Source organism: Kitasatospora setae KM-6054, from assembly GCF_000269985.1.
In the GTDB taxonomy this organism is placed as follows: domain Bacteria; phylum Actinomycetota; class Actinomycetes; order Streptomycetales; family Streptomycetaceae; genus Kitasatospora; species Kitasatospora setae.
The window spans coordinates 8,669,810-8,690,556 of the sequence record NC_016109.1 but is presented as its reverse complement, the minus strand read 5'-3'; the positions used below and the strand labels follow the sequence as shown (position 1 = coordinate 8,690,556).

General features: G+C 73.9%; 18 protein-coding genes. 8 read left to right on the top strand and 10 right to left on the bottom strand.

From position 1 onward, the window contains the following. Positions 1-52: 52 nt before the first annotated feature. The 6 genes from KSE_RS37550 to galU form a co-directional block, all read right to left on the bottom strand. The gene (locus KSE_RS37550) at positions 53-1,279 is read right to left on the bottom strand and encodes an MFS transporter (protein ID WP_014133253.1); all 1,227 of its coding nucleotides are present in this window, start codon (positions 1,277-1,279) and stop codon (positions 53-55) included. Continuing rightward, positions 1,279-1,869 (bottom strand): sigma-70 family RNA polymerase sigma factor, encoded by a 591-nt coding sequence (locus tag KSE_RS37545; protein WP_033260396.1) that lies wholly within the window; start codon positions 1,867-1,869, stop codon positions 1,279-1,281. Before KSE_RS37545 ends, KSE_RS37550 begins: the two co-directional genes overlap by 1 nt. A gap of 50 nt (positions 1,870-1,919) precedes the next feature. Then, on the bottom strand, positions 1,920-2,717 hold the full coding sequence (locus KSE_RS37540; protein WP_014133255.1) for an SDR family NAD(P)-dependent oxidoreductase: 798 nt from the start codon (positions 2,715-2,717) through the stop codon (positions 1,920-1,922). Positions 2,718-2,809: 92 nt separating this feature from the next. Beyond that, positions 2,810-4,258 (bottom strand): MFS transporter, encoded by a 1,449-nt coding sequence (locus KSE_RS37535; RefSeq protein ID WP_014133242.1) that lies wholly within the window; start codon positions 4,256-4,258, stop codon positions 2,810-2,812. An 89-nt stretch (positions 4,259-4,347) separates the two neighbouring features. Next, positions 4,348-5,364: a ParB/RepB/Spo0J family partition protein gene (locus KSE_RS37530; RefSeq protein ID WP_014133256.1), complete on the bottom strand. Its 1,017-nt coding sequence runs from the start codon at positions 5,362-5,364 to the stop codon at positions 4,348-4,350. A gap of 195 nt (positions 5,365-5,559) precedes the next feature. After that, positions 5,560-6,474 (bottom strand): UTP--glucose-1-phosphate uridylyltransferase GalU, encoded by a 915-nt coding sequence (galU, locus tag KSE_RS37525; RefSeq protein WP_014133257.1) that lies wholly within the window; start codon positions 6,472-6,474, stop codon positions 5,560-5,562. A 204-nt stretch (positions 6,475-6,678) separates the two neighbouring features. On the opposite strand from galU, the gene KSE_RS37520 reads away from it, so the two are divergent. Beyond that, positions 6,679-7,125: a MarR family winged helix-turn-helix transcriptional regulator gene (locus KSE_RS37520; RefSeq protein WP_051055074.1), complete on the top strand. Its 447-nt coding sequence runs from the start codon at positions 6,679-6,681 to the stop codon at positions 7,123-7,125. A 66-nt stretch (positions 7,126-7,191) separates the two neighbouring features. Here the strand turns inward: KSE_RS37520 and KSE_RS37515 are convergent, their stop codons facing one another. From KSE_RS37515 to KSE_RS37500, 4 genes are all read right to left on the bottom strand, one after another. Beyond that, the gene (locus tag KSE_RS37515) at positions 7,192-7,815 is read right to left on the bottom strand and encodes a DsbA family oxidoreductase (protein ID WP_014133259.1); all 624 of its coding nucleotides are present in this window, start codon (positions 7,813-7,815) and stop codon (positions 7,192-7,194) included. Then, complete coding sequence (locus tag KSE_RS37510; protein WP_014133260.1) at positions 7,806-9,239, bottom strand: maltokinase N-terminal cap-like domain-containing protein; 1,434 nt, start codon at positions 9,237-9,239, stop codon at positions 7,806-7,808. Before KSE_RS37510 ends, KSE_RS37515 begins: the two co-directional genes overlap by 10 nt. Then, the gene (gene treS, locus KSE_RS37505) at positions 9,236-11,023 is read right to left on the bottom strand and encodes a maltose alpha-D-glucosyltransferase (RefSeq protein ID WP_014133261.1); all 1,788 of its coding nucleotides are present in this window, start codon (positions 11,021-11,023) and stop codon (positions 9,236-9,238) included. The genes KSE_RS37510 and treS overlap by 4 nt, the downstream gene beginning before the upstream one ends. 105 nt (positions 11,024-11,128) lie before the next feature. Continuing rightward, positions 11,129-12,301: an acyltransferase family protein gene (locus tag KSE_RS37500; protein ID WP_014133262.1), complete on the bottom strand. Its 1,173-nt coding sequence runs from the start codon at positions 12,299-12,301 to the stop codon at positions 11,129-11,131. Positions 12,302-12,576: 275 nt separating this feature from the next. Between KSE_RS37500 and KSE_RS37495 the strand changes: the two genes are divergently transcribed. The 7 genes from KSE_RS37495 (at position 12,577) to KSE_RS37465 (ending at position 20,713) form a co-directional block, all read left to right on the top strand. Beyond that, positions 12,577-13,404: a type 1 glutamine amidotransferase domain-containing protein gene (locus KSE_RS37495; RefSeq protein WP_014133263.1), complete on the top strand. Its 828-nt coding sequence runs from the start codon at positions 12,577-12,579 to the stop codon at positions 13,402-13,404. Between the two features lie 47 nt (positions 13,405-13,451). Beyond that, positions 13,452-15,149, top strand: a complete 1,698-nt coding sequence (locus KSE_RS37490) for a thiamine pyrophosphate-binding protein (protein ID WP_014133264.1) — start codon at positions 13,452-13,454, stop codon at positions 15,147-15,149. Between the two features lie 104 nt (positions 15,150-15,253). Beyond that, entirely contained in the window at positions 15,254-15,703 is a 450-nt protein-coding gene (locus tag KSE_RS37485; protein WP_014133265.1) for a nuclear transport factor 2 family protein, read from the top strand. Positions 15,704-15,830: 127 nt separating this feature from the next. After that, positions 15,831-16,442: a DJ-1/PfpI family protein gene (locus KSE_RS37480; RefSeq protein ID WP_014133266.1), complete on the top strand. Its 612-nt coding sequence runs from the start codon at positions 15,831-15,833 to the stop codon at positions 16,440-16,442. After that, on the top strand, positions 16,439-18,262 hold the full coding sequence (locus KSE_RS37475; RefSeq protein WP_014133267.1) for an AGE family epimerase/isomerase: 1,824 nt from the start codon (positions 16,439-16,441) through the stop codon (positions 18,260-18,262). The genes KSE_RS37480 and KSE_RS37475 overlap by 4 nt, the downstream gene beginning before the upstream one ends. Further along, a complete protein-coding gene (locus KSE_RS46135; protein ID WP_014133268.1) occupies positions 18,259-20,382 on the top strand; it encodes a glycogen debranching protein in 2,124 nt (707 codons plus the stop codon). The genes KSE_RS37475 and KSE_RS46135 overlap by 4 nt, the downstream gene beginning before the upstream one ends. Further along, positions 20,372-20,713: an STAS domain-containing protein gene (locus KSE_RS37465; RefSeq protein ID WP_014133269.1), complete on the top strand. Its 342-nt coding sequence runs from the start codon at positions 20,372-20,374 to the stop codon at positions 20,711-20,713. Before KSE_RS46135 ends, KSE_RS37465 begins: the two co-directional genes overlap by 11 nt. The last annotated feature ends 34 nt before the right edge of the window (positions 20,714-20,747 follow it).

The window sequence follows — 20,747 nt, the reverse complement described above, 5'->3', positions numbered from 1 at the left end:
GTCGTGTCCGGGCGGGCGTGCCGCGCGCCCGGTGGGGCGGTGGGGCGGTGGGTCAGGCCGCCGCGGGCGAGGTCTGCTCGCTCGCGGGCAGGTCGTGCGGGGGCGGGTCGTGCGGGGGCGGGGGGCCGTCCGCGGCGGTGCGGCGGTCGAGCAGTCCGGCGAGGGCGGCGACGGCGAGGCCGGCGACGGCCAGCAGGGCGCCGACCCAGTTGGGGGCGGTGTAGCCGAGCCCGTGGCTGATGGTGAGGCCGCCGAGCCAGGCCCCGACGGCGTTGCCCAGGTTGAACGCCGCGATGTTGGCCGCCGAGGCGAGGGCCGGAGCCCCCTCGGCTTTCTGCATGACCCGCATCTGCAGCGGCGGCACGGTGGCGAAGCCGACGGCTCCCAGTGCCGCGAGGGTGATCGCCGCCGACACGGGTGTGCGGGCGGTGGCGACGAACAGGAGCAGGACGCCCGCGAGGGCGGCGAGGATGACGTAGAGGCTGGGCATCAGGCTGCGGTCGGCCGCGCGCCCGCCCAGGACGTTGCCGACGCACAGGCCCGCTCCGAAGAGCACCAGCAGCCAGGTCACGGCGCCGGGCGGGAATCCGGCGACCTCGGTCATCATCGGCGCGACGTAGGTGAAGGAGGCGAAGACCCCGGCGAAGCCGAGGGTGGTGGTCAGCAGCGCCAGCCATACCTGGGGGCGGCGGAAGACCGCGAGTTCGCCGCGCAGGCCGGCGCCGCGCTCGCGCTCCTGGCGCGGGACGAGGGCGGTGATGCCGCAGAGGCCGACGACGCCGAAGGCGGTGACCGCCCAGAACGTCGAGCGCCAGCCGAAGTGCTGTCCGAGGAAGGTGCCCAGCGGCACGCCGAGGACGTTGGCGACGGTGAGGCCGGTGAACATCAGGGCGATCGCGCTGGCCCGGCGGGCCGGGGCGACCAGGCCCGCGGCGACGACGGACCCGATGCCGAAGAACGCTCCGTGGGTGAGCGCGGCGACCAGCCGGCCGGTCATCAGCTGGGTGTAGCTGCCCGCGAAGGCGCAGAGCAGGTTGCCGGCGATGAAGAGGGCCATCAGGACGGCGAGCATGGTCTTGCGCGGCAGCCGGGATCCGGCGGCGGTCATCAGCGGGGCGCCGACGACCACGCCGAGGGCGTAGCCGGTGACGAGCATCCCGGCGGAGGGGATGGAGACCGAGAAGTCCCCCGCGATCTGCGGGAGCAGGCCGACGATGACGAATTCCGTCGTCCCGATGCCGAAGGCGCCCAGGGCCAGGGCGATGAGGGCCAGCGGCATCACCGCACCTCTTCCCGGTGCGCGCGGGCGCCCGCGTCGCGGTGGTCCTCCAGGAGGGCCCGCAGTCGCCTGCGGCCCCGGTGCAGGCGGGTGTTGACCGTGGCGTAGGGGACGCCGACCAGTGCGGCGATCTCCTCGTGGGAGAGTCCTTCCATGTCGGCGAGGTAGACCACGGTGCGGAAGATGCCGGGTATCCCCAGCATCGCGCGGGTGACCGCCGGGCCGGGCAGCCGGTCCAGGACCTGTGACTCGGCGGACGGCACGGGGCCGGGCCGGGCGGGCCCGCGGTCCTCGGTGTAGGGGGCGCCCGAGAGCTGGGGGGCGGCCTGCTTCTTGCGGTAGGCGTCGAGGTAGGTGTTCAGCAGGATCCGGGACAGCCACGCGCCGGCGTTGGTGCCGGGGCGGAAGCCGTGGTAGCCGCGGTAGGCGCGGGTGTAGGTCTCCTGCACCAGGTCCTCCGCGTCGGCGGGGTTGCGGGTCAGGCGCAGGGCCTGCGCGTGGAGCCGGTCCCGGTGGCCGAGCGCGTCGCGCTCGAAGCGCTCCGAGCGCTGGGCGCGGGTCTGCGGCGCGGCGGTGATCGTGTCCGTCATCAGGCGTCCTTCTACGGTGCCGGCGAGCGCCGCGGCGCGGGCGGCGCGGGTCAGATCTGGCGCAGTGCTCCGCCGTCGACGGCCCATTCGGCTCCCGTGACCTGGGCGGCGAGCGGGGAGAGGAGGTAGGCGATGACGCGGGCGACGTCGTCGGGGGTGCCGATACGCCCGGTGGGCAGTGCGCGCACCTCGCGGACGAAGTGCTCGACGGCCTCGTCGGCGGGCAGCGCGAAGCGCTCCGCGAGCTGGTCGGCGAAGCCTCCGGGGGCGTCGAACAGGGCGGTCCTGGTCGGGCCGGGCGAGACGACGTTGGAGCGGACTCCCCGGCGGGCGAACTCGGCGGTGAGGGACTTGGAGAGGGAGAGCAGGGCCGTCTTGGAGGCCGCGTAGTCGACCAGCGGGTGGTCGGGGAAGCGCGCGGCCTCGCTGGCCAGGTGCACCAGGGAGCCGGCGCCCCGCTCCAGGAGGGCGGGCAGCGCGGCGCGGGTCATCCGCACCGCGGAGTGGAAGTTGGTGTCGAAGGTCGCCTGCCACTGCTCGTCGCTCACGTCCAGGAAGCCCGTGCGGGAGTGCAGGGCGCCGACGTTGTTGACCAGTCCGTCGAGGCGCCCGTGGCGCTCCAGGACGGTGTCGACGACGCGGCGGGCGGCGTTTGGGGCGGTCACGTCGGCGGCGACCGTGCTGACCCGGGCGCCGGGGCCGGCGGGGTCGGCGGGGCCGGCGGCGGGCTTGCGGGACACCCCGACGACGGTCGCCCCTTCCGCGGCGAGCACCCGCACGGTGGCCCGCCCGATTCCGGCCGAGGCCCCGGTGACGAGGAAGACCTTGTCCGCGAGTTGCAGGTCCATCGGTTCGGCGTCCTTTGCGTGTCGCAGGGGTGGGTGGTGCCCGGCCCGGGCCGCCGGGGGTGGCCGGCGGCCCGGGCCGCGTCGCGGGTGGGTCAGGGGGTGGGGGTTTTGCGGGTGTGGAGGAAGAGGGCGGTGGTGAGGGTGCCGGCGAGGACGAGGGCGGTGTTGACGAGGACGGCGAGGGTGACGCCGTCGAGGACGGTGGTGTGGGTGGCGTGGGTGGTGATCTGGGTGGTGGCGATGGCGCTCATGATGGGGGTGCCCATGGTGATGCCGATCTGCTGGGTCATGGTGGCCAGTCCGGTGGCCATGCCCTGTTCGTGGTCGGGCAGGCCGGAGGTGGCGGTGACCATGAAGCCGACGATGACGAGCATGTTGCCGATGCCGCCGAGGAAGGTGGCGGTGAGCAGGACGGCCATGGAGGTGCGGGTGTCGCCGAGGGTGAGCAGGGCGGCGGTGGCGGCGGCTTGGAGGAGGCCGCCGGTGATGAGGGTGGCCTTGGTGCCGATGCGGGCGATGACCTTGGCGGCGAGGGAGCCGCCGATGACGGTGCCGATGCCCAGGACGCCGAAGGAGAGGCCGGCGGCCAGGGGGGAGAAGTCGAGGACTTCCTGGAGGTAGAGGGTCATCAGGAAGACGAGGGAGGTCTCGGTGAGGAAGGCGATGAGGCCGGCGATGTTGCCCCAGATGACGGTGGGGCGCTTGAGGATGGTGACGGGGACCAGGGGTGCGGGGGCCTTGCTCTCGACGAGGTAGAAGGCGATGAGGAGCAGGAGGCCGGCGGCCAGGGAGATCAGGGCGGTGGGGTCGCTCCAGCCGTTCTCGCCGGCGCGGGTGAGGCCGAAGACGAGGGCGAGCAGGCCGAGGGTGACGGTGAGGGCGCCGGGGATGTCGAGGCGGGGGCGCTGGTCGGGGCGGGATTCCTTGATGACGCCGGGGGCGATGAGCAGGACGGCGAGGGCGACGGGGACGTTGATGAAGAACGACCAGCGCCAGGACAGGAGGTCGGTCAGGACGCCGCCGAGGATGGCGCCGGTGGTGAAGCCGGCGGACATGAGGGCGCCGTTGAGTCCGAGGGCCTTGTCGCGCAGGGGGCCTTCGGGGAAGGAGGTGGTCAGCAGGGACAGGCCGGCGGGGGTGACGGCGGCGGTGGCCAGGCCCTGGGCGATGCGGGCGGCGATCAGGATGCCCGGGGAGGTGGCCAGGCCGCCCACCAGGGAGGACAGGCCGAGCAGGGCCAGGCCCGCGAGGAACAGGCGCCGGCGTCCGAAGAGGTCGGCGACGCGGCCGAAGAACAGGGTGAACCCGGCGGCGCACAGCGCGAACGACGTCGCGATCCACTGCAGGTTCGACAGGGAGAACCCGAGGCCCTTGCCGATCACCGGCAGGGCCACGTTCAGGATCGAGAAGTCCACCGCGAGCATGAACTGCGCGACCAGCAGCACCACCAGCAGCAGCCGCAGGCGCCCCGTCATCCGTGCCGGTGGCGACCCCGCCCCCCGCACCCCGCCCGAAACCGACGCCTCATCAACTACCGACATCACACACTCCTCATCCATCGTTTCTCTTCATCTGTCGGGCTTCCCCGCCCCCGTGTTCCGGGAGGGGAGGCCCCTGCCGCGTCCGGCCGCTACGGCGACGGGGCGCGGCGCATTCTGGCCGCGAATTCCTGCCAGGCTTTCGCGCATTCGAGGGCCGCGAGGGCGACCGTTTCGGTCCGGTGGGCCGGAACCGATTCCGCGAGGCGGTCCCACTGGTGGGGCAGGTGCGTTTCGAGCATGCGCAGCAGCAGGCGTCCGGTCTCGGTCTGGCGCAGGGAGGGGTCGTTGCGCAGGCTGGTGAGGACCCGGCCCAGGTCGGCGGGGGGCCCGGCGGCGGGGCCGGGCGCCTTCCCGGCGTCCTCGCGCGGGCGGGCCCTGGACGCCCGGGCGCCGGCGCCTCTTCGCCCGCGGGCCCGCGGCAGCGGGTCCTCGCCGCGCTCCAGGCGGGCCCGGACGTCGCGCACGGTGCCGGGCGAGATCCCGGCCTGGCGGGCGATCTCGCGCAGGGACGCCTGCGGGGTGGCCGCGATCAGCCGGCTGGCCGCCAGGCGCCCGGCGGTGCTGTCCAGCGGCCTGACCCTGCCGTCCTGGCCCACCCGGGCCCGCGGTGCGAGGTTCCCGGCGCCGGCGCGGCGCCGCAGGGCGGCCACGGTCTTCGAGGAGAGCCCGGCGACGGAGGCGATGGCGCGGTCCGACCACTGGGGGTGGGAGATCATGATGCGGGCCGCGGCCGCGGCCCGCTCGGCGAGGGTCAGCGGCAGGCCGTGGCGGCAGTTGGAGCGGACGGCGACGACGAAGGCGTCCTCCGGCGTCCCGTCGAAGAACAGCACCTCCACCAGCGCCCGCTCCTGGAGGATGGCGGCGCGCAGCCGGTGCATCCCGTCGATGACGCGCATCGTGGCGCGGTGCACCAGGATCGGGGGGAGGTTCCCGTCCAGTGCGCCGAGGGCGCGGGCGTGGTCCAGGTTCTCCCCCGACATGCGCGGCGAGTCGGCGGGCAGGAGCATGCCGATCGGCACCCGTTGCACGCCCTGGTCCTCCGCTTCGGGCGGCCGGCCCGCGTCGCCGCCGGAGGCGGGCAGGGTGTCGGCTTGGACGGTGTCCATGGTCGGGCGCACCTCCTGGGGTACCGGTCGTCGCGGAAGCCGGCGGTGTGGGTGGATCGGCCGGGTCGCCACCGAGATTACGTAACGATCGTTCGGTTTTCTTGGTCGCGCGGGACTCCCGCGGCGATCTGGGCAAGTCGCCCCGGGCGGGGCCCGGTTGCGCAACCGGGGAGTTCCCCGGTTGCGCAACCGGGGTCAGTGGGCGGGTGCGAGGACGTCGGCGGCCATGAACTCCCGCAGCCAGGTGCGGAACTCCGGGCCCAGGTCCTCCCGCTCCCAGGCGATGCGGACGGTGGCCTTGAGGTAGTCGGAGCGGTCGCCGGTGTCGTAGCGCCGGCCGGAGAAGACGACGCCGTGCACCGGGCCGCCCTCGTTGGTGTGGGCCAGTTCGCGCAGGGCGTCGGTGAGTTGGATCTCGCCGCCGCGGCCGGGCTCGGTGCGGCGCAGGACCTCGAAGACCGCCGGGTCCAGCACGTAGCGGCCGATCACCGCGTAGTTGCTCGGGGCGGTGCCGGGCGCGGGCTTCTCCACCAGGTCGGTGACCTGGACGGTGTCGCCGTCGCGGTCGTGGCGCACGACGGCGCAGCCGTAGAGGTGGATCTGGGAGGGGTCGACCTCCATCAGGGCGACGACGCTGCCGCCGTGCTGCTCGCGGACCTCGATCATCCGGCTCAGCAGGGGGTCGCGGGGGTCGATGAGGTCGTCGCCGAGCAGGACGGCGAAGGGTTCCGAGCCGACGTGGGGGGCCGCGCACAGGACGGCGTGTCCCAGGCCCCGGGGGTCGCCCTGGCGCACGTAGTGGATGTCCGCGAGTTCGGTGGGGGCGCAGACCCGGGCGAGGCGGTCGGTGTCGCCCTTTCTGAGCAGTTCGGCCTCGAGTTCGTAGTTGCGGTCGAAATGGTCCTCCAGCGGGCGCTTGTTGCGGCCGGTGACCATGAGGACGTCGGATATCCCCGAGGCGACGGCCTCTTCGACGACGTACTGGATCGCGGGTTTGTCCACCACCGGGAGCATTTCTTTCGGGGTGGCTTTGGTGGCCGGCAGGAACCGTGTTCCGAGACCGGCGACGGGTACCACTGCCTTGACTATGCGGGCAGACGTGGAGGTCATGGCCAGAAAGCTATTCGACCGGTATTGCGCGGGGAAGAATATGCCGTCGGGGCAACGCGACTTGGGCATTTTCCGGCTGATCTGGCACGGGCCGCCCGGGCCCGTCTAGACTTTGCTGGCCCCTGCGGTGCGCGGATCGGGGGGCCGGCGATCGGGGGGCGGGCGGACGTGGCGTCAGGGGCGGTCGACAGGAGCGGGTACGCCGTGGCGCCCGGGGCCGCGGCGGAGCTGGCCGCCCTGGCGGCGCGGCTGTGCGCGGTGATGGACGCGACCACCAGCGAGCGGATCGCCGAGCACGGGCTGACCCGTGCCGACTTCGACGTGCTGGCGGCGCTGCGCGGGGCGGGGCCCGGTCACCGGCTGCGGCCGATGGACCTGTCGGCGCTGTGCCGGCTGTCCTCCGGGGGGACGAGCAACGTCCTGCGGCGGATGACGGAGTCGGGCTACGTGGTGCGTGAGGCGGACCTGCGCGACGGGCGCAGTTCGTGGGCGCAGTTGACGGTGGAGGGGCTGCGGGTGGTCGGGGCGGTGCAGGAGGGGGTGGACGCGGTGCACGCGCGGGTGCTGCGCCGGCTTCCGCCCGGGGTGGTGGACGCGTTGTCGGCGTTGCTCGCGCAGGCCGTCGACGCCCTGGAGTCGCCGCAGTGGTGAGCGGTGCGCGCCGCCGCGCCCGCGCCCCCGCCGGCCCGGGCCGGCGGGGGCGCGGGCGCGGCGGGGTCAGGCGCGGGTGGGGCGGCGGGTGCTCAGCGCGGCGATGACGTCGAGCAGCCGCCCGGCCTGCGGGACGCCCTCGGTGCGCCATGGTCCGATGGCGATGGTGGGGACGGTGTGGACGCGCAGGGCGCGGCGGGTGTGCTGCTGGGAGTCGTGGTGGTCGAGGGCGGCCTGCGGGGAGAGGATGCGGGCGCGGAACTCCTCGGGGTCCAGGCCGAGGCCGGCGGCGGTGGCGGTGAGTTCGGCGGGGTCGGAGATGTCGCGGCCGTGGTGGAAGTGCGCGTCGAAGACGCGGGTGTCCCAGGCTTCTTGGAGGCCGTGTTCCCGGGCGTAGCGGTGTCCGTGCATGGCGAGGGCGGTGCGGGGCAGGGCGATGGCGGGGACGGGGCCGAAGCGGATGCCGAGCCGCTCGGCCATGGGCAGGACGGAGTTCTCCCAGACGTGTTCGGGGTAGTCGGTCTTGCCGGTGGGCGGTACGCCGTTCTCGTGGAGTTCGTAGGGGTGCCAGCGGACGTCGGCCGGTGTCCGGGCGGTGACGTCGTCGATGACTTTGCGGGTCATCACGGAGAAGGGGCAGATGTAGTCGAACCAGATGTCGATGATGGGTTTGGTGGCGGTCAGTTCCATGGGGTGTCATCTCCGGGGGGCCGGTGCGGCGGCCATGCCGCGGGGTCGAGGAGCCGTTCGACGTCTTCCAGCGGTATGTGCAGCCAGTGCGGGCGGTTGCGGGCTTCGTAGGCGCTCTCGTAGACGGCTTTGGCGAGGATGTGGGCGCGCAGCGGTGCGGGGGTGTCGCGGGGGTCGTGGCCGGTGGCCAGGGCGTAGCCGTCGCAGAAGGCGTGCTGGCTGTCCCGGGCCCAGCGGCGCAGGTCCCGCGGGTCGGCGGGGCCGGGTTGCCAGGCGGCGTGGTGGGCGGCGTAGTCGAAGGAGCGGAGCATGCCGGCGATGTCGGCGAGCGGGGGGCGGGGGGCGGTGCGCTCGGCCATCGGGGCGGAGGGTTCCCCTTCGAAGTCGATGAGCTGCCAGGTGCGGCCGCAGCGGACGAGCTGGCCGAGGTGGAGGTCGCCGTGGACGCGTTGGAGGGTGGTGGCGGGGGTGGGGTCGGCGGCCTGGGCGTAGGCGTGGCGCAGGGCGGTTTCGTGGCGGGCCAGTTCGGGGACGGCGCGCAGGGCGTCCTCCAGTGCGGTGAGCAGGCGCGCGGTGAGGCGGGCGGCTTCGCCGGGGGTGGGGCGGCGGGTGCCGAAGGCGGCGGCGAGGCGGGTGTGGACGGCGCCGGTGGCTGTTCCCATGGCGTGGGCGTCGCGGGCGAAGGACTGTCCGGGTCGGGTTCGGAGGTGGTGCAGGGCGGCGGTCCATCCGTCGACGGCGTCGGGCAGGTAGCTCTGCAGGACGGCGTAGGTGACGGGGGCTTCGCCGAGGTGGCCGTGGAGGACGGCGTGCAGGGGCGGGGTGAGGGGCGGGCCGGGGTGGCCGGCCAGGGCGCGGCGCAGTTCGACCTCGGGGTTGGGGCCGGTGTGCAGGCGGCGGAAGCACTTGAGGAGGTAGCGGTCGTCGATGACGACGGAGGTGTTGCTCTGTTCGGCGGTGAGGAGTCTGCTGGTGGCGGGCGGGCCGGCGGGGGGCCGGTGGCCGGGGGTGGTGTTCTCGGCGCGCAGGGCGAGGGGGGTGGGGGCGCCGTCTGGGGCCGGCGGCGCGAGGAGGTCGCGGACGAGCGCGTGGTCGGCGAGGGCGTCGTGGACGACGGTGTCGCCGATGACGGCGATGGGGGGCGGGTCCTGGGGGCGGGGGCCGGGCAGGGCGGGGCGGATGCCGATGGGCACCTGGTAGTGCTCGGGGGCGCCCGCGTCGGCGAAGTGGGCGCGGGCCACCAGGAGGAGTCCGCGGGCCGGGCCGCGGCGGGGGCCGGGCGGGCCGCCGAAGGGGTGCGCGGCGATGACGGACACGTGGTCGAGGGGGCGGGTCCTTCCCGCGTACCAGCGTTGTGAGGGCAGCCAGGCGGTGAGGGCCCGTTCCGTGGCGGCGCGCTCGAAGGGCAGGGGCTGGCCGCTCACCGGGGCTCCTCCTGGGGGCAGACGCAGAACCAGTAGAAGCCGTGGCCGGGCAGGCTGAGCTGGTAGGGGCGGCCGCCGATGGCGGGGAAGGCGGCGCCTCCGGTGACCTCGACGGGGACGATGCCGCGGTGGGCGCGCAGTTCCAGTTCGACGGGCTGGGGGCGGGAGGAGAGGTTGTTGACGCACAGCACGGTGGAGGTGGTGGCGTCGTCGCGGGTGTGGCGGCGCAGGTAGGCGAGGACGGCGGGGTTGGAGGAGGGGATCTCCTCGAACTCGCCGAGGCCGAAGGCGGGGTGGCGGCGGCGGGCGGCCAGCAGGCGGCGGGTGCGGTGCAGCAGGGAGGCGTTGTTGTCCCGCTGGCTCTCGACGTTGATCGCCTGGTAGCCGTAGACGGGGTCCATGACGGGGGGCAGGCCGAGCCGGCCGGGGTCGGCGCGGGAGAAGCCGGCGTTGCGGTCGGGGGTCCACTGCATGGGGGTGCGCACGGCGTCGCGGTCGCCGAGCCAGATGTTGTCGCCCATGCCGATCTCGTCGCCGTAGTAGAGGACCGGGGAGCCGGGCAGGGAGAGCAGCAGGGCGGTGAGCAGTTCGATCTGGCGGTGGTCGTTGCCCAGCAGCGGGGCGAGGCGCCGGCGGATGCCGACGTTGGCGCGCATCCGCGGTTCCTGGGCGTACTGGGCGTACATGTAGTCGCGTTCCTCGTCGGTGACCATCTCCAGGGTCAGTTCGTCGTGGTTGCGCAGGAAGATCGCCCACTGGCAGCCGGCCGGGATCTTGGGGGTGGCGGCGAGGATCTCGGAGACGGGGTACCTGGACTCCTTGCGCACGGCCATGAAGATGCGCGGCATCAGCGGGAAGTGGAACGCCATGTGGCACTCGTCGCCGCCGCGCTCGTGGTCGCCGAAGTAGTCGGCGACGTCCTCGGGCCACTGGTTGGCCTCGGCGAGCAGGACGCGTCCGGGGTACTCCCGGTCGACGAGCGCGCGGACCTCCTTGAGGAGGTCGTGGGTCTCGGGGAGGTTCTCGCAGTTGGTGCCCTCGCGGGTGTAGAGGTAGGGGACGGCGTCGAGGCGGAAGCCGTCGATCCCGAGGTCGAGCCAGAACCGCAGGACGTCCAGCATGGCTTCGCGGACGGCCGGGTTGTCGTAGTTGAGGTCCGGCTGGTGGGAGAAGAAGCGGTGCCAGAAGTACTGCTTGCGGACGGGGTCGTACGTCCAGTTGGAGGTCTCGGTGTCGACGAAGATGATCCGGGCGTCGGGGTAGCGGCTGTCGTCGTCGGCCCAGGTGTAGAAGTCGCCGTAGGGGCCGTCGGGGTCCTGCCGGGAGGCCTGGAACCAGGGGTGCTGGTCGCTGGTGTGGTTCATGACCATGTCGGTGATGACGCGCATGCCGCGCTGGTGGGCGGCGGTGACCAGGGCGGTGAAGTCCTCGAGCGTGCCGGACTCCGGCAGGACGGACTTGTAGTCGGAGACGTCGTAGCCGCCGTCGCGCAGCGGGGAGGCGAAGAAGGGCGGCAGCCAGAGGCAGTCGACGCCGAGCCACTGCAGGTAGTCCAGCCGGGCGGTCAGGCCGCGCAGGTCGCCGACGCCGTCGCCGTCGCTGTCCTGGAAGGAGCGGACCAGTACCTCGTAGAAGACCGCTGTCTTGAACCAGTCGGGTGCCGCGCCGAGGCCGCCGGGCGGGGCCGCCCGCCGGGCGTCGGCGGGGCGGCGGACGGGGGCGGGGCGGCGGACGGGGGCGGGGCGGCGGACGGGGGCGGCGGACGGGGTGCGGTCCGTGCTCACGTGTTCCTCCAGGTGAAGACGCGCCGCGGCGCGGCCGGCGGCCGGGTCGGTCGCCGGCGCCGGCCGGCCGGGGTGGCGCGGGGCGGGGGTGGCGCGGGGCGGGGTTCAGTTCGGCGAGGCGTGGCCGGCGGGGCCGGGGGGCGCGGCGGGATGCGGGCGCGGCGGCGCGGGGCGGGGGCGGGGGCGGGCCCAGCGGCGCAGGGCGGGGATCTCCACCAGGGTGTGCAGCAGCCAGGCCAGGGCGAGGCTGACGGCGAGTGCCGCGAGTACGAGGAGGGCGGCCACCGGGGTGGACCAGCCGCGGTCGGCGCCCAGCGCCCGGTGGCCGTAGCCGAGCACCAGCCGGTGCACCAGGTACAGGGCGAAGGACAGTTCGCCGAGCCGCACCACCGGGCGGGCGGCGAGCCAGCCGCGGCGCCCGGTACGGTCGGCGTGGGCGAGTGCCGCGACCAGCAGGGCGATCGGCACGACGGTGGCGGCCGCCAGGCCGTAGAGGTAGGGCACCCGGGTCGCCGCCGCGTACCCGGCGGCGGCGAGGGCGGTGGCGGGCAGCGGCCGCAGGCCGATCCACTTCCCCTCGCGCACGACCCTGGCCATCACCGCTCCCAGGACGAACTCCAGGGCGCGCACCGGCGGCAGCACGTAGACGAACCAGTACTGGTGGAGGGTGACGGTGCCGTCCGGCATCGTCAGCACCGGGCCGCCGGGCAGCAGGTGCCCGGCCAGCGGCGGCACGCACACGACGGCCGCGGCCAGCGCCCCCGCCCACCACCACAGCCGGCCGGCCCTGATGCGGCACAGCGCGCGCCACATCGGCGGGAAGGACAGGTAGAACAGCAGCTCGCAGGAGAGCGACCAGCTCACCGGGTTCCCGCTGACGAAGATCTCCGGCTGCGGGAACCAGGCCTGCGCGAGCAGCAGGTTGGGCACCACCTCGGCCCAGGTGAGGCCGGTGCCGCCCGCCACGAGCAGGGCCATCGCCGTCAGGGTGGTGACGAGATGGGCCGGGTGGATCCTGGCGATCCTGCGCCGGCGGAAACCGGGCCGCGCCCCGTGCGGGCCCGCGGACCAGGCCAGCACGAAGCCGCTCAGCACGAAGAAGAACGAGACGCCCGCCCAGCCGGCCTTCCCGAGGAGGGCGGCCAGGACCCCGGCGGTGCCCCGGTCGGCGAACAGCCCCTCGGAGGAGGCGTGGAAGGCGAGCACGAGGAGGGCGGCGAGAAACCGCGTTCCGGTCAGTGACGGCAATCGCTCCGGTGGGGCGGCTGCGGGTGCCATGAAGGGGCGCTCCTCGGCTGCGGGCGGCGGTTGGCAGCGCTGCGCACTGCGGGCGTCCCAGAACACCAGAACGAACGCCGGGGGCGGCCGCGGGGCGGGGCTTTCGCGGCGACTGGGGCAACTTGGGAGAGTCGCCGCGATCGTGCCCGCGGTCATTGCCCGCTCCCGGGGCAGGGGTTTGACTCGGTGGCGTCCCCAGCCCCCGGCCCGCGGCCCGCCGCCGGCGGCCGCGCCGACGGGACAGCCCTCGTCCTTACGTCACAGGGGAGACATCCGTGTCCAAACGCGTCCTGGTGGTGCTGTCCGAATTCGGGTACTGGGGGGAGGAACTCGTCGGGCCGCTCGACGTGTTCGACGCGCGCGGCTACCGGACGGCGTTCATCACCCCGACCGGCAAGCGCCCCCAGGCGCTGCCCCCCAGCCTCGACTCCGAGTACATCGACCCGCCGCTGGGCCGGGCGGTCACCACCCGCGACATGGCCCGCCGGGCCCGCGCCATGGACGACTCCAGCCGGCTCGACAACCCGCTCAGCCTCGCCGAGATGCTCCCGGAGCGCCCCTACTACAGCGCGCTCAACCACCTGCGCGACCTGGAGGAGTACAACCGCCGGCTCGGCGCGGCGACCGGCGAGCTGCTCGCCAGCTTCGACGCGATGGTCGTGGTGGGCGGCAGCGGTCCGATCGTCGACCTGGCCAACAACGAGCGCCTGCACGAGCTGATCCTGGCGTTCGTCGCGGCCGGCAAGCCCATCCTCGCCGAGTGCTACGGCGTCGCCGCGCTCGCCTTCGCCCGCGACGCGGAGTCCCGCGCCAGCCTGCTGCGGGGCAAGCACGTCACCGGCCACCCCAAGGAGTACGACTACAAGGACGGCACCGGCTTCGTCGGCGTCGAGTTCAACATGGGCCCCCCGCCGTACCCGCTGGAGTACATCCTGCGCGACGCCACCGGCCCCGACGGCGCCTTCCACGGCAACGTCGGCAAGGAGACCTCCGTCGTCGTCGACTTCCCCTTCGTGACCGCCCGCTCCACCCCGGACTCCGTCCTCGCCGGCGAACTCCTCGCCGAGGTGCTGGAGAACGGCCTGCGCCGCTTCGGCTGGTAGCCGAAGCGGCCGGCACAGTCCCCGGTCCGCGACCCCGAGGAGCCACCATGCCCGCAAGGCCCGGCAAGGCCGCCCTGTTCGAGCAGTTCGCCGCCGACGGCATCACCCACATGTTCGGCAACCCCGGGACCGTCGAGCAGGGCTTCCTCGACCTCGCCGGCGCCGGCGCCACCCGCTACGTCCTGGCCCTGCACGAGAGCGTCGCGGTGGCCATGGCCGACGGCTACGCCCGGGCCGCGCAGCGCCCCTCGGTGGTCCAGCTGCACAGCGGCGTCGGGCTCGGCAACGCGGCCGGCATGCTCTACCAGGCCAAGCGCGGCGGCTCGCCGCTGGTCGCCCTGGTCGGGGAGGCCGGCGTGCGCTACGACGCGATGGACGCCCAGATGGCGGCGGACCTGGTGGCGATGGCCGCCCCGGTCACCAAGTACGCCACCCGCGTACTCGACCCCTCCTCCGTCCTGCGGGTGCTGCGCCGCGCGGTGAAGATCGCGATGACGCCGCCGCGCGGACCGGTCCTGGTGGTCCTGCCCGCCGACGTCCTCGACCAGGACACCGCCGAGAGCGCCGTCGCCACCCTCGTGCCGTCCCTGCGCGCCGTCCCGGAGCCCGCCGCCGTGGCCGAGGCCGCCCGCCTGCTGACCTCGGGCACCGCCCCGCTGGTCCTGATGGGCGACGGGATCGCCGCGAGCGGCGCCCAGCGCCAGCTGACCGCCGTCGCCGAGCGGCTGGGCGCGCCGGTGTGGGGCGTGAACTCCTCCGAGGTCAACTTCGACACCACGCACCCGCTGTTCGCCGGCAACCTCGGCCACATGTCCGGCGCCGACAGCGCCCGGGTGGTGGGCGGCGCCGACACCGTCCTGATCGCGGGCACCTACGTGTTCCCCGAGGTCTTCCCCAGCCTCGCGAACCCCTTCGCGCCGGGCGCCCGCATCGTGCACATCGACGCCGACGCGTACGAGATCGCGAAGAACTTCCCCGTCGACCTCGGCCTGGCCGGCGACCCCGCGCTCGCCCTCGGCGCGCTGGGCGCCGAACTGGCGTCCCGCGGCGGCGCCGCCCCGGCCCGGCCCGCCGCCCCGCGGCGACCGCACGGCCCGCACGGCCCGCACGGCCCGCACGGCCGGGACGGCCAGCAGGGGCGGGACGGCCGGGACGGCCAGCACGGCCAGCACGGCCGGGACGGCCGGCAGGGCCGGGAGGGGCTGATGGAGGCGTTCGCCCGGGAGCTGGCGGCGCGGGCCCCGGCGAACCTCGCCGTCTTCGACGAGGCGCTCACCGCCTCCCCCGCGCTGACCCGCCACCTGCCGCCGCGGGTGCCCGGCACCTACTTCCAGACCCGCGGCGGATCACTGGGCGTCGGCATCCCCGGAGCGATCGGCGTCAAACTGGCCCGCCCGGACCTCCAGGTGGTCGGGTTCACCGGGGACGGCGCCAGCATGTACACCGTCCAGGCCCTGTGGACCGCGGCCCGCTACGGCGTCAGCGCCGGATTCGTCGTCTGCAACAACCGCCGCTACCGGCTGCTGGACCTGAACATCGAACGGTACTGGCAGGAGCAGGGCATCGCCCCGCACGCCTACCCGGACGCCTTCGACCTGTCGCGCCCCGAGATCCGCTTCGCGGACCTGGCCCGCTCGCTCGGCGTCGCCGGGCAGCGGGTCGACGCGCCGGAACAGGTCGGGCCGGCCGTCCACGCGATGCTCACCCACGACGGGCCGTACCTGGTGGACCTCGTGACCGGATGAGAGACCGCCCCGCCCGCCCGACCGGCCGCCCGCCCGACTCCCCCGACCAACCGCCCGCCCGACCCCGCGACCGACCGCCCGACCAGCCGAAGGAGCACCGCGCCATGCCCACGCCCCAGATTCAGCAGCAGCTCAGCGAGGCCGCCGTACGCCGGCTCGTGGAGGACTGGTACCGCGCGCTGGACCGGCACGACCCCGTCGAGGACGTCCTGCCCCACCTGGCCGCCGACGGCCTGGTCATGCGCTTTCCCGAGGGCACCGCGCACGGGCACGAGGGCTTCCGCTCCTGGTACGACGCGGTGACGCACCGGTTCTTCGACGAGGCGCACACCGTGCTCACCGTGGACGTCGAGGAGATCCGCGCCGCCTCCGCCGAGGTGCGGGTCCTCGTCAACTGGCAGACCAGGACGTGGAAGGCGCCGGACGCCACCAGCACCTGGCTGGGCTTCGACGCCCACCAGAGCTGGAGCGTCGTCCTGGAGGACGGCACCCCCCGCATCCGCGCCTACACCGTCGACTCCCTGACTCCGATGCCCGGCTCCGCCGGGCTCTGAGAGCCGCCGTCGCCGTCCCCCACCGGGAACGGGGCCGCGGCCGCGGCGCCCGCCCGCGCCGCGTCCGCGCCCCCGTCCCCCGCCCTCCCCCTGTCCGGCAACGACGCAATTTCCGGGAGAGTCCCCCGTGAGAACCGTGAAACCCCTGCCGACCGGCCGGCTGGCCGGAAAACGCATAGGCGTCCTGATGGAGAGCGACTTCGTCGAGGACGAGATCGCCTACTACCGGCGGCGCTTCGCCGAGGAGGGCGCCGAGGTCCGCCTGCTCACCCGGCTGTGGGGGCAGCCCTCCCTCACCTTCACCGGCCACGAGCACCACGCCCCGCTCGACGTCGACGGGGACCTGGAAGGCGCGGACTACCACGAACTGCTCCAGTACTCCGCGCTGATCGTCCCCGCGGGCAGCGTCGCGGACCGGCTGCGCTTCAGCGAGGACGTCGAGCAGACACCCCCCGCGCTGGAACTCCTGCGCCGCGCCTTCCGCATCCCCAGCCTGGTCAAGGCGTTCTCCTGCCACGGGCTGCAACTGCTCGCCGCCGCACCCGAACTGATCCGGGACAGGCCCGTCACCTGCCACAACAACCTGGCCGCCGACGTACGCAACATGGGCGGCGTCTACCTCAACCAGGACCTCGTGGTGGACCGCGACCTGGTGACCTCCCGCACCGCCGACCACTGCCACCTGCTGGCCCGCACCGTCATCGAACGGCTCTCCGTCCCGGCGCGGAGCACCGAGTGAACACCGCCCTGCCCTTCTCCTTCTCCGACCTCACCGCCGGCTACGTCACCGGCCACCAGGGCTCCCGCTTCACCCTGCGCACCCTGGACGGACGCGACGTCACCCTCCACCTCACCGAGACCACCACCGCCCAGCGGCTGCGCAACCTCGGCGAGCCCTACCACGACGTGAGCGCGCGGATCGGGGAACACCTGTCCCCCGGAGCCCTGGTCTTCGCCCACGGCCCCGTCTACCCGGACGGGGCGGACCTGTACTTCCAGGCCGACCGGCTGGTGTTCGCCGGGGACGCCGCCACCGCGCACCCCTACCAGGAACCCGGCTGGTGGACACGCCAGCTGGACCAGCTGGCGAAGTTCTACCGCCGCTCCCAGTTCGGCGACGGCCCCGCCGACTTCGCCCACTACCGCACCCAGGTCCGCGGCTGCGGGCACCGCACCGCGCACCACGTCCAGGAGAGCGACACCATCTCCCGCCTCGTCTACGGGATGGCCACCGCCTACATGCTCACCGGCAACGAGGAGTACCTGGAGGTCGCCGAGCGCGGCTCCCAGTACCTCCACGACCACCTGCGCTTCCACGACGAGGCAGAAGACACCGTCTACTGGTACCACGGCGTCGACGTCGAGGGCGGCGGGGAGCGCAAGCTGTTCGCCTCCGAGTTCGGCGACGACTACCGCGCGATCCCCGCCTACGAACAGATCTACGCCCTCGTCGGCCTCGCCCAGACCTACCGCGTCACCGGCAGCCCCGTCATCAAGGCGGACATCGAAGGAACGGTCAGACTCTTCGACAAGTACTTCCACGACCCCCGCCTGGGCGGCTACTACTCCCACATCGACCCGGTCACCCTCAGCCCGCACCACGACGGACTCGGCCCCAACCGCTCCCGCAAGAACTGGAACTCCGTCGGCGACCACGCCCCCGCCTACCTCATCAACCTGTACCTCGCCACCGGCGAGGACCGCTACCGGCGGATGCTGGAACACACCTGCGACATGATCGCCGTCCACCTCCCCGACCGCGGCCCCGACCCCAGCCCGTTCGTCAACGAGCGCTTCCACGGCGACTGGACCCCCGACCACACCTGGGGCTGGCAGCAGAACCGCGCGGTGGTCGGCCACAACCTGAAGATCGCCTGGAACCTGACGCGGACCGGCGCCGCCCTGCCCAAACGCGAATACCGCCGCCTCGCCGAACAACTCGCCCACACCATGCCCGCCGTCGGCCGCGACGGCCAGCGCGGCGGCTGGTACGACCTCCTGCAACGCGAGGCCGACAACGGCCGGCACGCCTTCGTCTGGCACAACCGCAAAACCTGGTGGCAGCAGGAACAGGCCATCCTCGCCTACCTGGTCCTCGCCGGACACACCCGCGAGGACCACTACCTGCACCACGCCCACGAGGCCGCCGCGTTCTACAACGCCTTCTTCCTCGACCACGACGAGGGCGGCGTGCACTTCACCGTCCTCGCCGACGGCATGCCCTTCCTCATGGGCGACGAACGCCTCAAGGGCAACCACGCGATGGCGATGTACCACAAAGCCGAACTCTGCTACCTCGCCGAGGTCTACACCCGGCTGCTGGTCCGCGGCGAGAGCCTGGACCTCTGGTTCAGGCCCCGCGGCGACGCCGACTACCCCGGCGCCCTGCTGCGGGTGGCCCCCGACCTGCTGCCGCCCGGCCGCGTCGAACTGCAGCACGTCCTCATCGACGGAGCCCCCTGGAGCGACTTCGACGCCGAGGCCATGACCGTCCGCCTGCCCGCGCACGACAGGGCGATGACGGTACGGGTACGCCTGCGCCCGACGGAACGCCCGTGAACGCCCCCCCGACCCGCACCACGCCGCCACCGCGCCCCGCACCGCCCGCGCCGCCCGCGCCGGCGGTCCTGCCCGGCGACCCGCTGCGCCCGGGAGCGTCCCCCACCGCCGCCGGCGTCACGTTCACGGTCAACTCGCCGACCGCGCACGCCATGTGGCTGGTCCTGCTGGACGCCGCGCACGGCGGGATCCTGCGCGAGATCCGCTTCCCCGAGGAGTACCGCACCGGCGACGTCTTCACCATGACCGTCCCCGGCCTGGACCCGCGCGCCGTCCACTACGCCTTCCGCGCCCAGCACTCCCCCGGCACCCCGCCCGGACCGCTCCTGCTCGACCCCTACGCCAAAGCCCTCGCCGGAGGCGAGCACTGGGGACAGCGGCCCGCCTACCGCTCGAAGATCGTCCACGACGACTTCGACTGGCAGGACGTGCCGCACCCCCGCATCGCCCCGCAGGACCTGGTCGTCTACGAGCTGCACGTGCGCGGCTTCACCCGCCACCCCTCCGCCGCCGTGCGACACCCCGGCACCTTCGCCGGCCTGCGCGAGAAGATCCCCTACCTGCGCGCCCTGGGCGTCAACTGCGTCGAACTCATGCCCGTCCTCGAATTCGACGAGACCGACAACCCCTTCACCGACCCCGCCACCGGAGCGCCGCTGCCCGACTACTGGGGCTACAACCCGGTCGCGTTCTTCGCCCCCAAGGCCGCCTACGCCGCCGACCCCTGGGGACCGGGCCCCGTGCGCGAACTGAAGGAACTCGTCCGGGAACTGCACCGCGCCGGCATCGAGGTGATCCTCGACGTCGTCCTCAACCACACCGCCGAGGGCGACCACCGCGGCCCCACCCTGTCCCTGCGCGCGCTCCACGACACGGCGTACTACCTCCACGACCACGACGGCTCCTACCTGAACCTCACCCGCACCGGCAACACCGTCAACGCCAACCACCCCGTCACCCGCGCCCTGCTCCTGGACTGCCTGCGCCACTGGGCGAGCGAGTTCCGCGTCGACGGCTTCCGCTTCGACATGGCCCCCATCCTCACCCGCGGCCAGGACGGCCGGCCACTGGACAACCCGCCCCTGCTGGAAGCCATCTCCCACGACCCCGTCCTCGCGCACTGCAAACTCATCGCCGAACCCTTCGACGCCAGCGGACTCGACCTGGTCGGCCGCTTCCCCTCCCACGGACGGTGGATGGAGTGGAACAGCCGCTTCCAGTACGCGGTACGGCGCTTCCTCACCGGCACCGGCGACGGGGGCGAGGAACTCGCCCACCGGATGGCCGGCTCCCCCGACCTCTACGGCCGACGCGGCCACCGCGCCTCCGTCAACCTCCTCACCAGCCACGACGGATTCACCCTCGCCGACTGGACCTCCTACGACCACCCCCACAACGAGGCGAACGGCGAACGGGGCGAGGACGGCCCCCGCGACAACGCCAGCTGGAACGCCGGCTGCGAAGGCCCCAGCGAGGACCCCGCCGTCCTGCGGCTGCGCTCCCAGCAGATCCGCAACGCCCTGCTGCTCCTGCTCACCGCGCCCGGCGTGCCGATGCTCACCGCCGGCGACGAGTTCGGCCGCACCCAGCACGGCAACAACAACGCCTACAGCCAGGACAACGCCACCGGCTGGCTCGACTGGACACTGGCCGACACCAACGCCCACCAACTCGCCTTCGTCCGCGCCTGCCTCGCCCTGCGCGCCGCCCACCCCGTCCTGCGCCGCCCCGCCCGCGCGCCCGGCGACACACCCCCCGGCTGGCCCTACCCCGCGCTGAGCCGGCACGGCGAACTGCCCTGGCGCGGCGAGGACCCCGCCGCCGAGGGCCTGCTCGCCCTGCTGGCACACCACCAGGACGACGACGCGACGACCACCGCGGACACCGTGTTCCTCGCCGCCAACACCCGCGGCCACACCCGCGCCGTCCACCCGCCCCCGCCCCCCGCCGGCACCCGCTGGCACCTGTTCGCCGACACCTCCGCACCCCCCGGCCAGGACATCAACCCACCCGGCGCGCCCCCCGGCCCCGCCCTCGCCGGCCCCCTGACACTGGCCGGCCACAGCGTCACGGTCCTCGTGGCGCACCCCGCAGAGACAGGTGACGAACGTGACCTTTGAGGCCTACTACGGCATCACCGGCTCCACCGCGACGATCCACCTCACCGGCGAACTGCCCGAACGACGGGTACCCGCCCTGCGCGGCCTCGTCGAACAAGCCCTGCAACGCCCGCTGAACCGCCTCGTCCTGCGCGTACACGGCCTGCGCTCCATCTGCGCCGGCGGCGTGCGCTGCCTCGCCCACACCCAGCAACTCCTCCCCCGGGGCGCGCAGATCACCGTCGACGGCGCGGGAACGGCCGTACGGCGCGCCCTGACCGCCGCCGGCCTCGACACCGCCATGACCCTCACCGACGACCCCACCCACACCACCGGCCCCGCCGGCGCCTGACCCCCCGCCCACGCCGCCCCGCCGCAGCGGCCCG

What these genes read in the sequence shown, in the direction of transcription:
- KSE_RS37550 (WP_014133253.1), bottom strand. Translation starts at nt 1,279, where the DNA reads ATGCCGCTGGCCCTCATCGCCCTGGCCCTGGGCGCCTTCGGCATCGGG.
- KSE_RS37545 (WP_033260396.1), bottom strand. Translation starts at nt 1,869, where the DNA reads ATGACGGACACGATCACCGCCGCGCCGCAGACCCGCGCCCAGCGCTCG.
- KSE_RS37540 (WP_014133255.1), bottom strand. Translation starts at nt 2,717, where the DNA reads ATGGACCTGCAACTCGCGGACAAGGTCTTCCTCGTCACCGGGGCCTCG.
- KSE_RS37535 (WP_014133242.1), bottom strand. Translation starts at nt 4,258, where the DNA reads ATGTCGGTAGTTGATGAGGCGTCGGTTTCGGGCGGGGTGCGGGGGGCG.
- KSE_RS37530 (WP_014133256.1), bottom strand. Translation starts at nt 5,364, where the DNA reads ATGGACACCGTCCAAGCCGACACCCTGCCCGCCTCCGGCGGCGACGCG.
- galU (WP_014133257.1), bottom strand. Translation starts at nt 6,474, where the DNA reads ATGACCTCCACGTCTGCCCGCATAGTCAAGGCAGTGGTACCCGTCGCC.
- KSE_RS37515 (WP_014133259.1), bottom strand. Translation starts at nt 7,815, where the DNA reads ATGGAACTGACCGCCACCAAACCCATCATCGACATCTGGTTCGACTAC.
- KSE_RS37500 (WP_014133262.1), bottom strand. Translation starts at nt 12,301, where the DNA reads ATGGCACCCGCAGCCGCCCCACCGGAGCGATTGCCGTCACTGACCGGA.
- KSE_RS37490 (WP_014133264.1), top strand. Translation starts at nt 13,452, where the DNA reads ATGCCCGCAAGGCCCGGCAAGGCCGCCCTGTTCGAGCAGTTCGCCGCC.
- KSE_RS37485 (WP_014133265.1), top strand. Translation starts at nt 15,254, where the DNA reads ATGCCCACGCCCCAGATTCAGCAGCAGCTCAGCGAGGCCGCCGTACGC.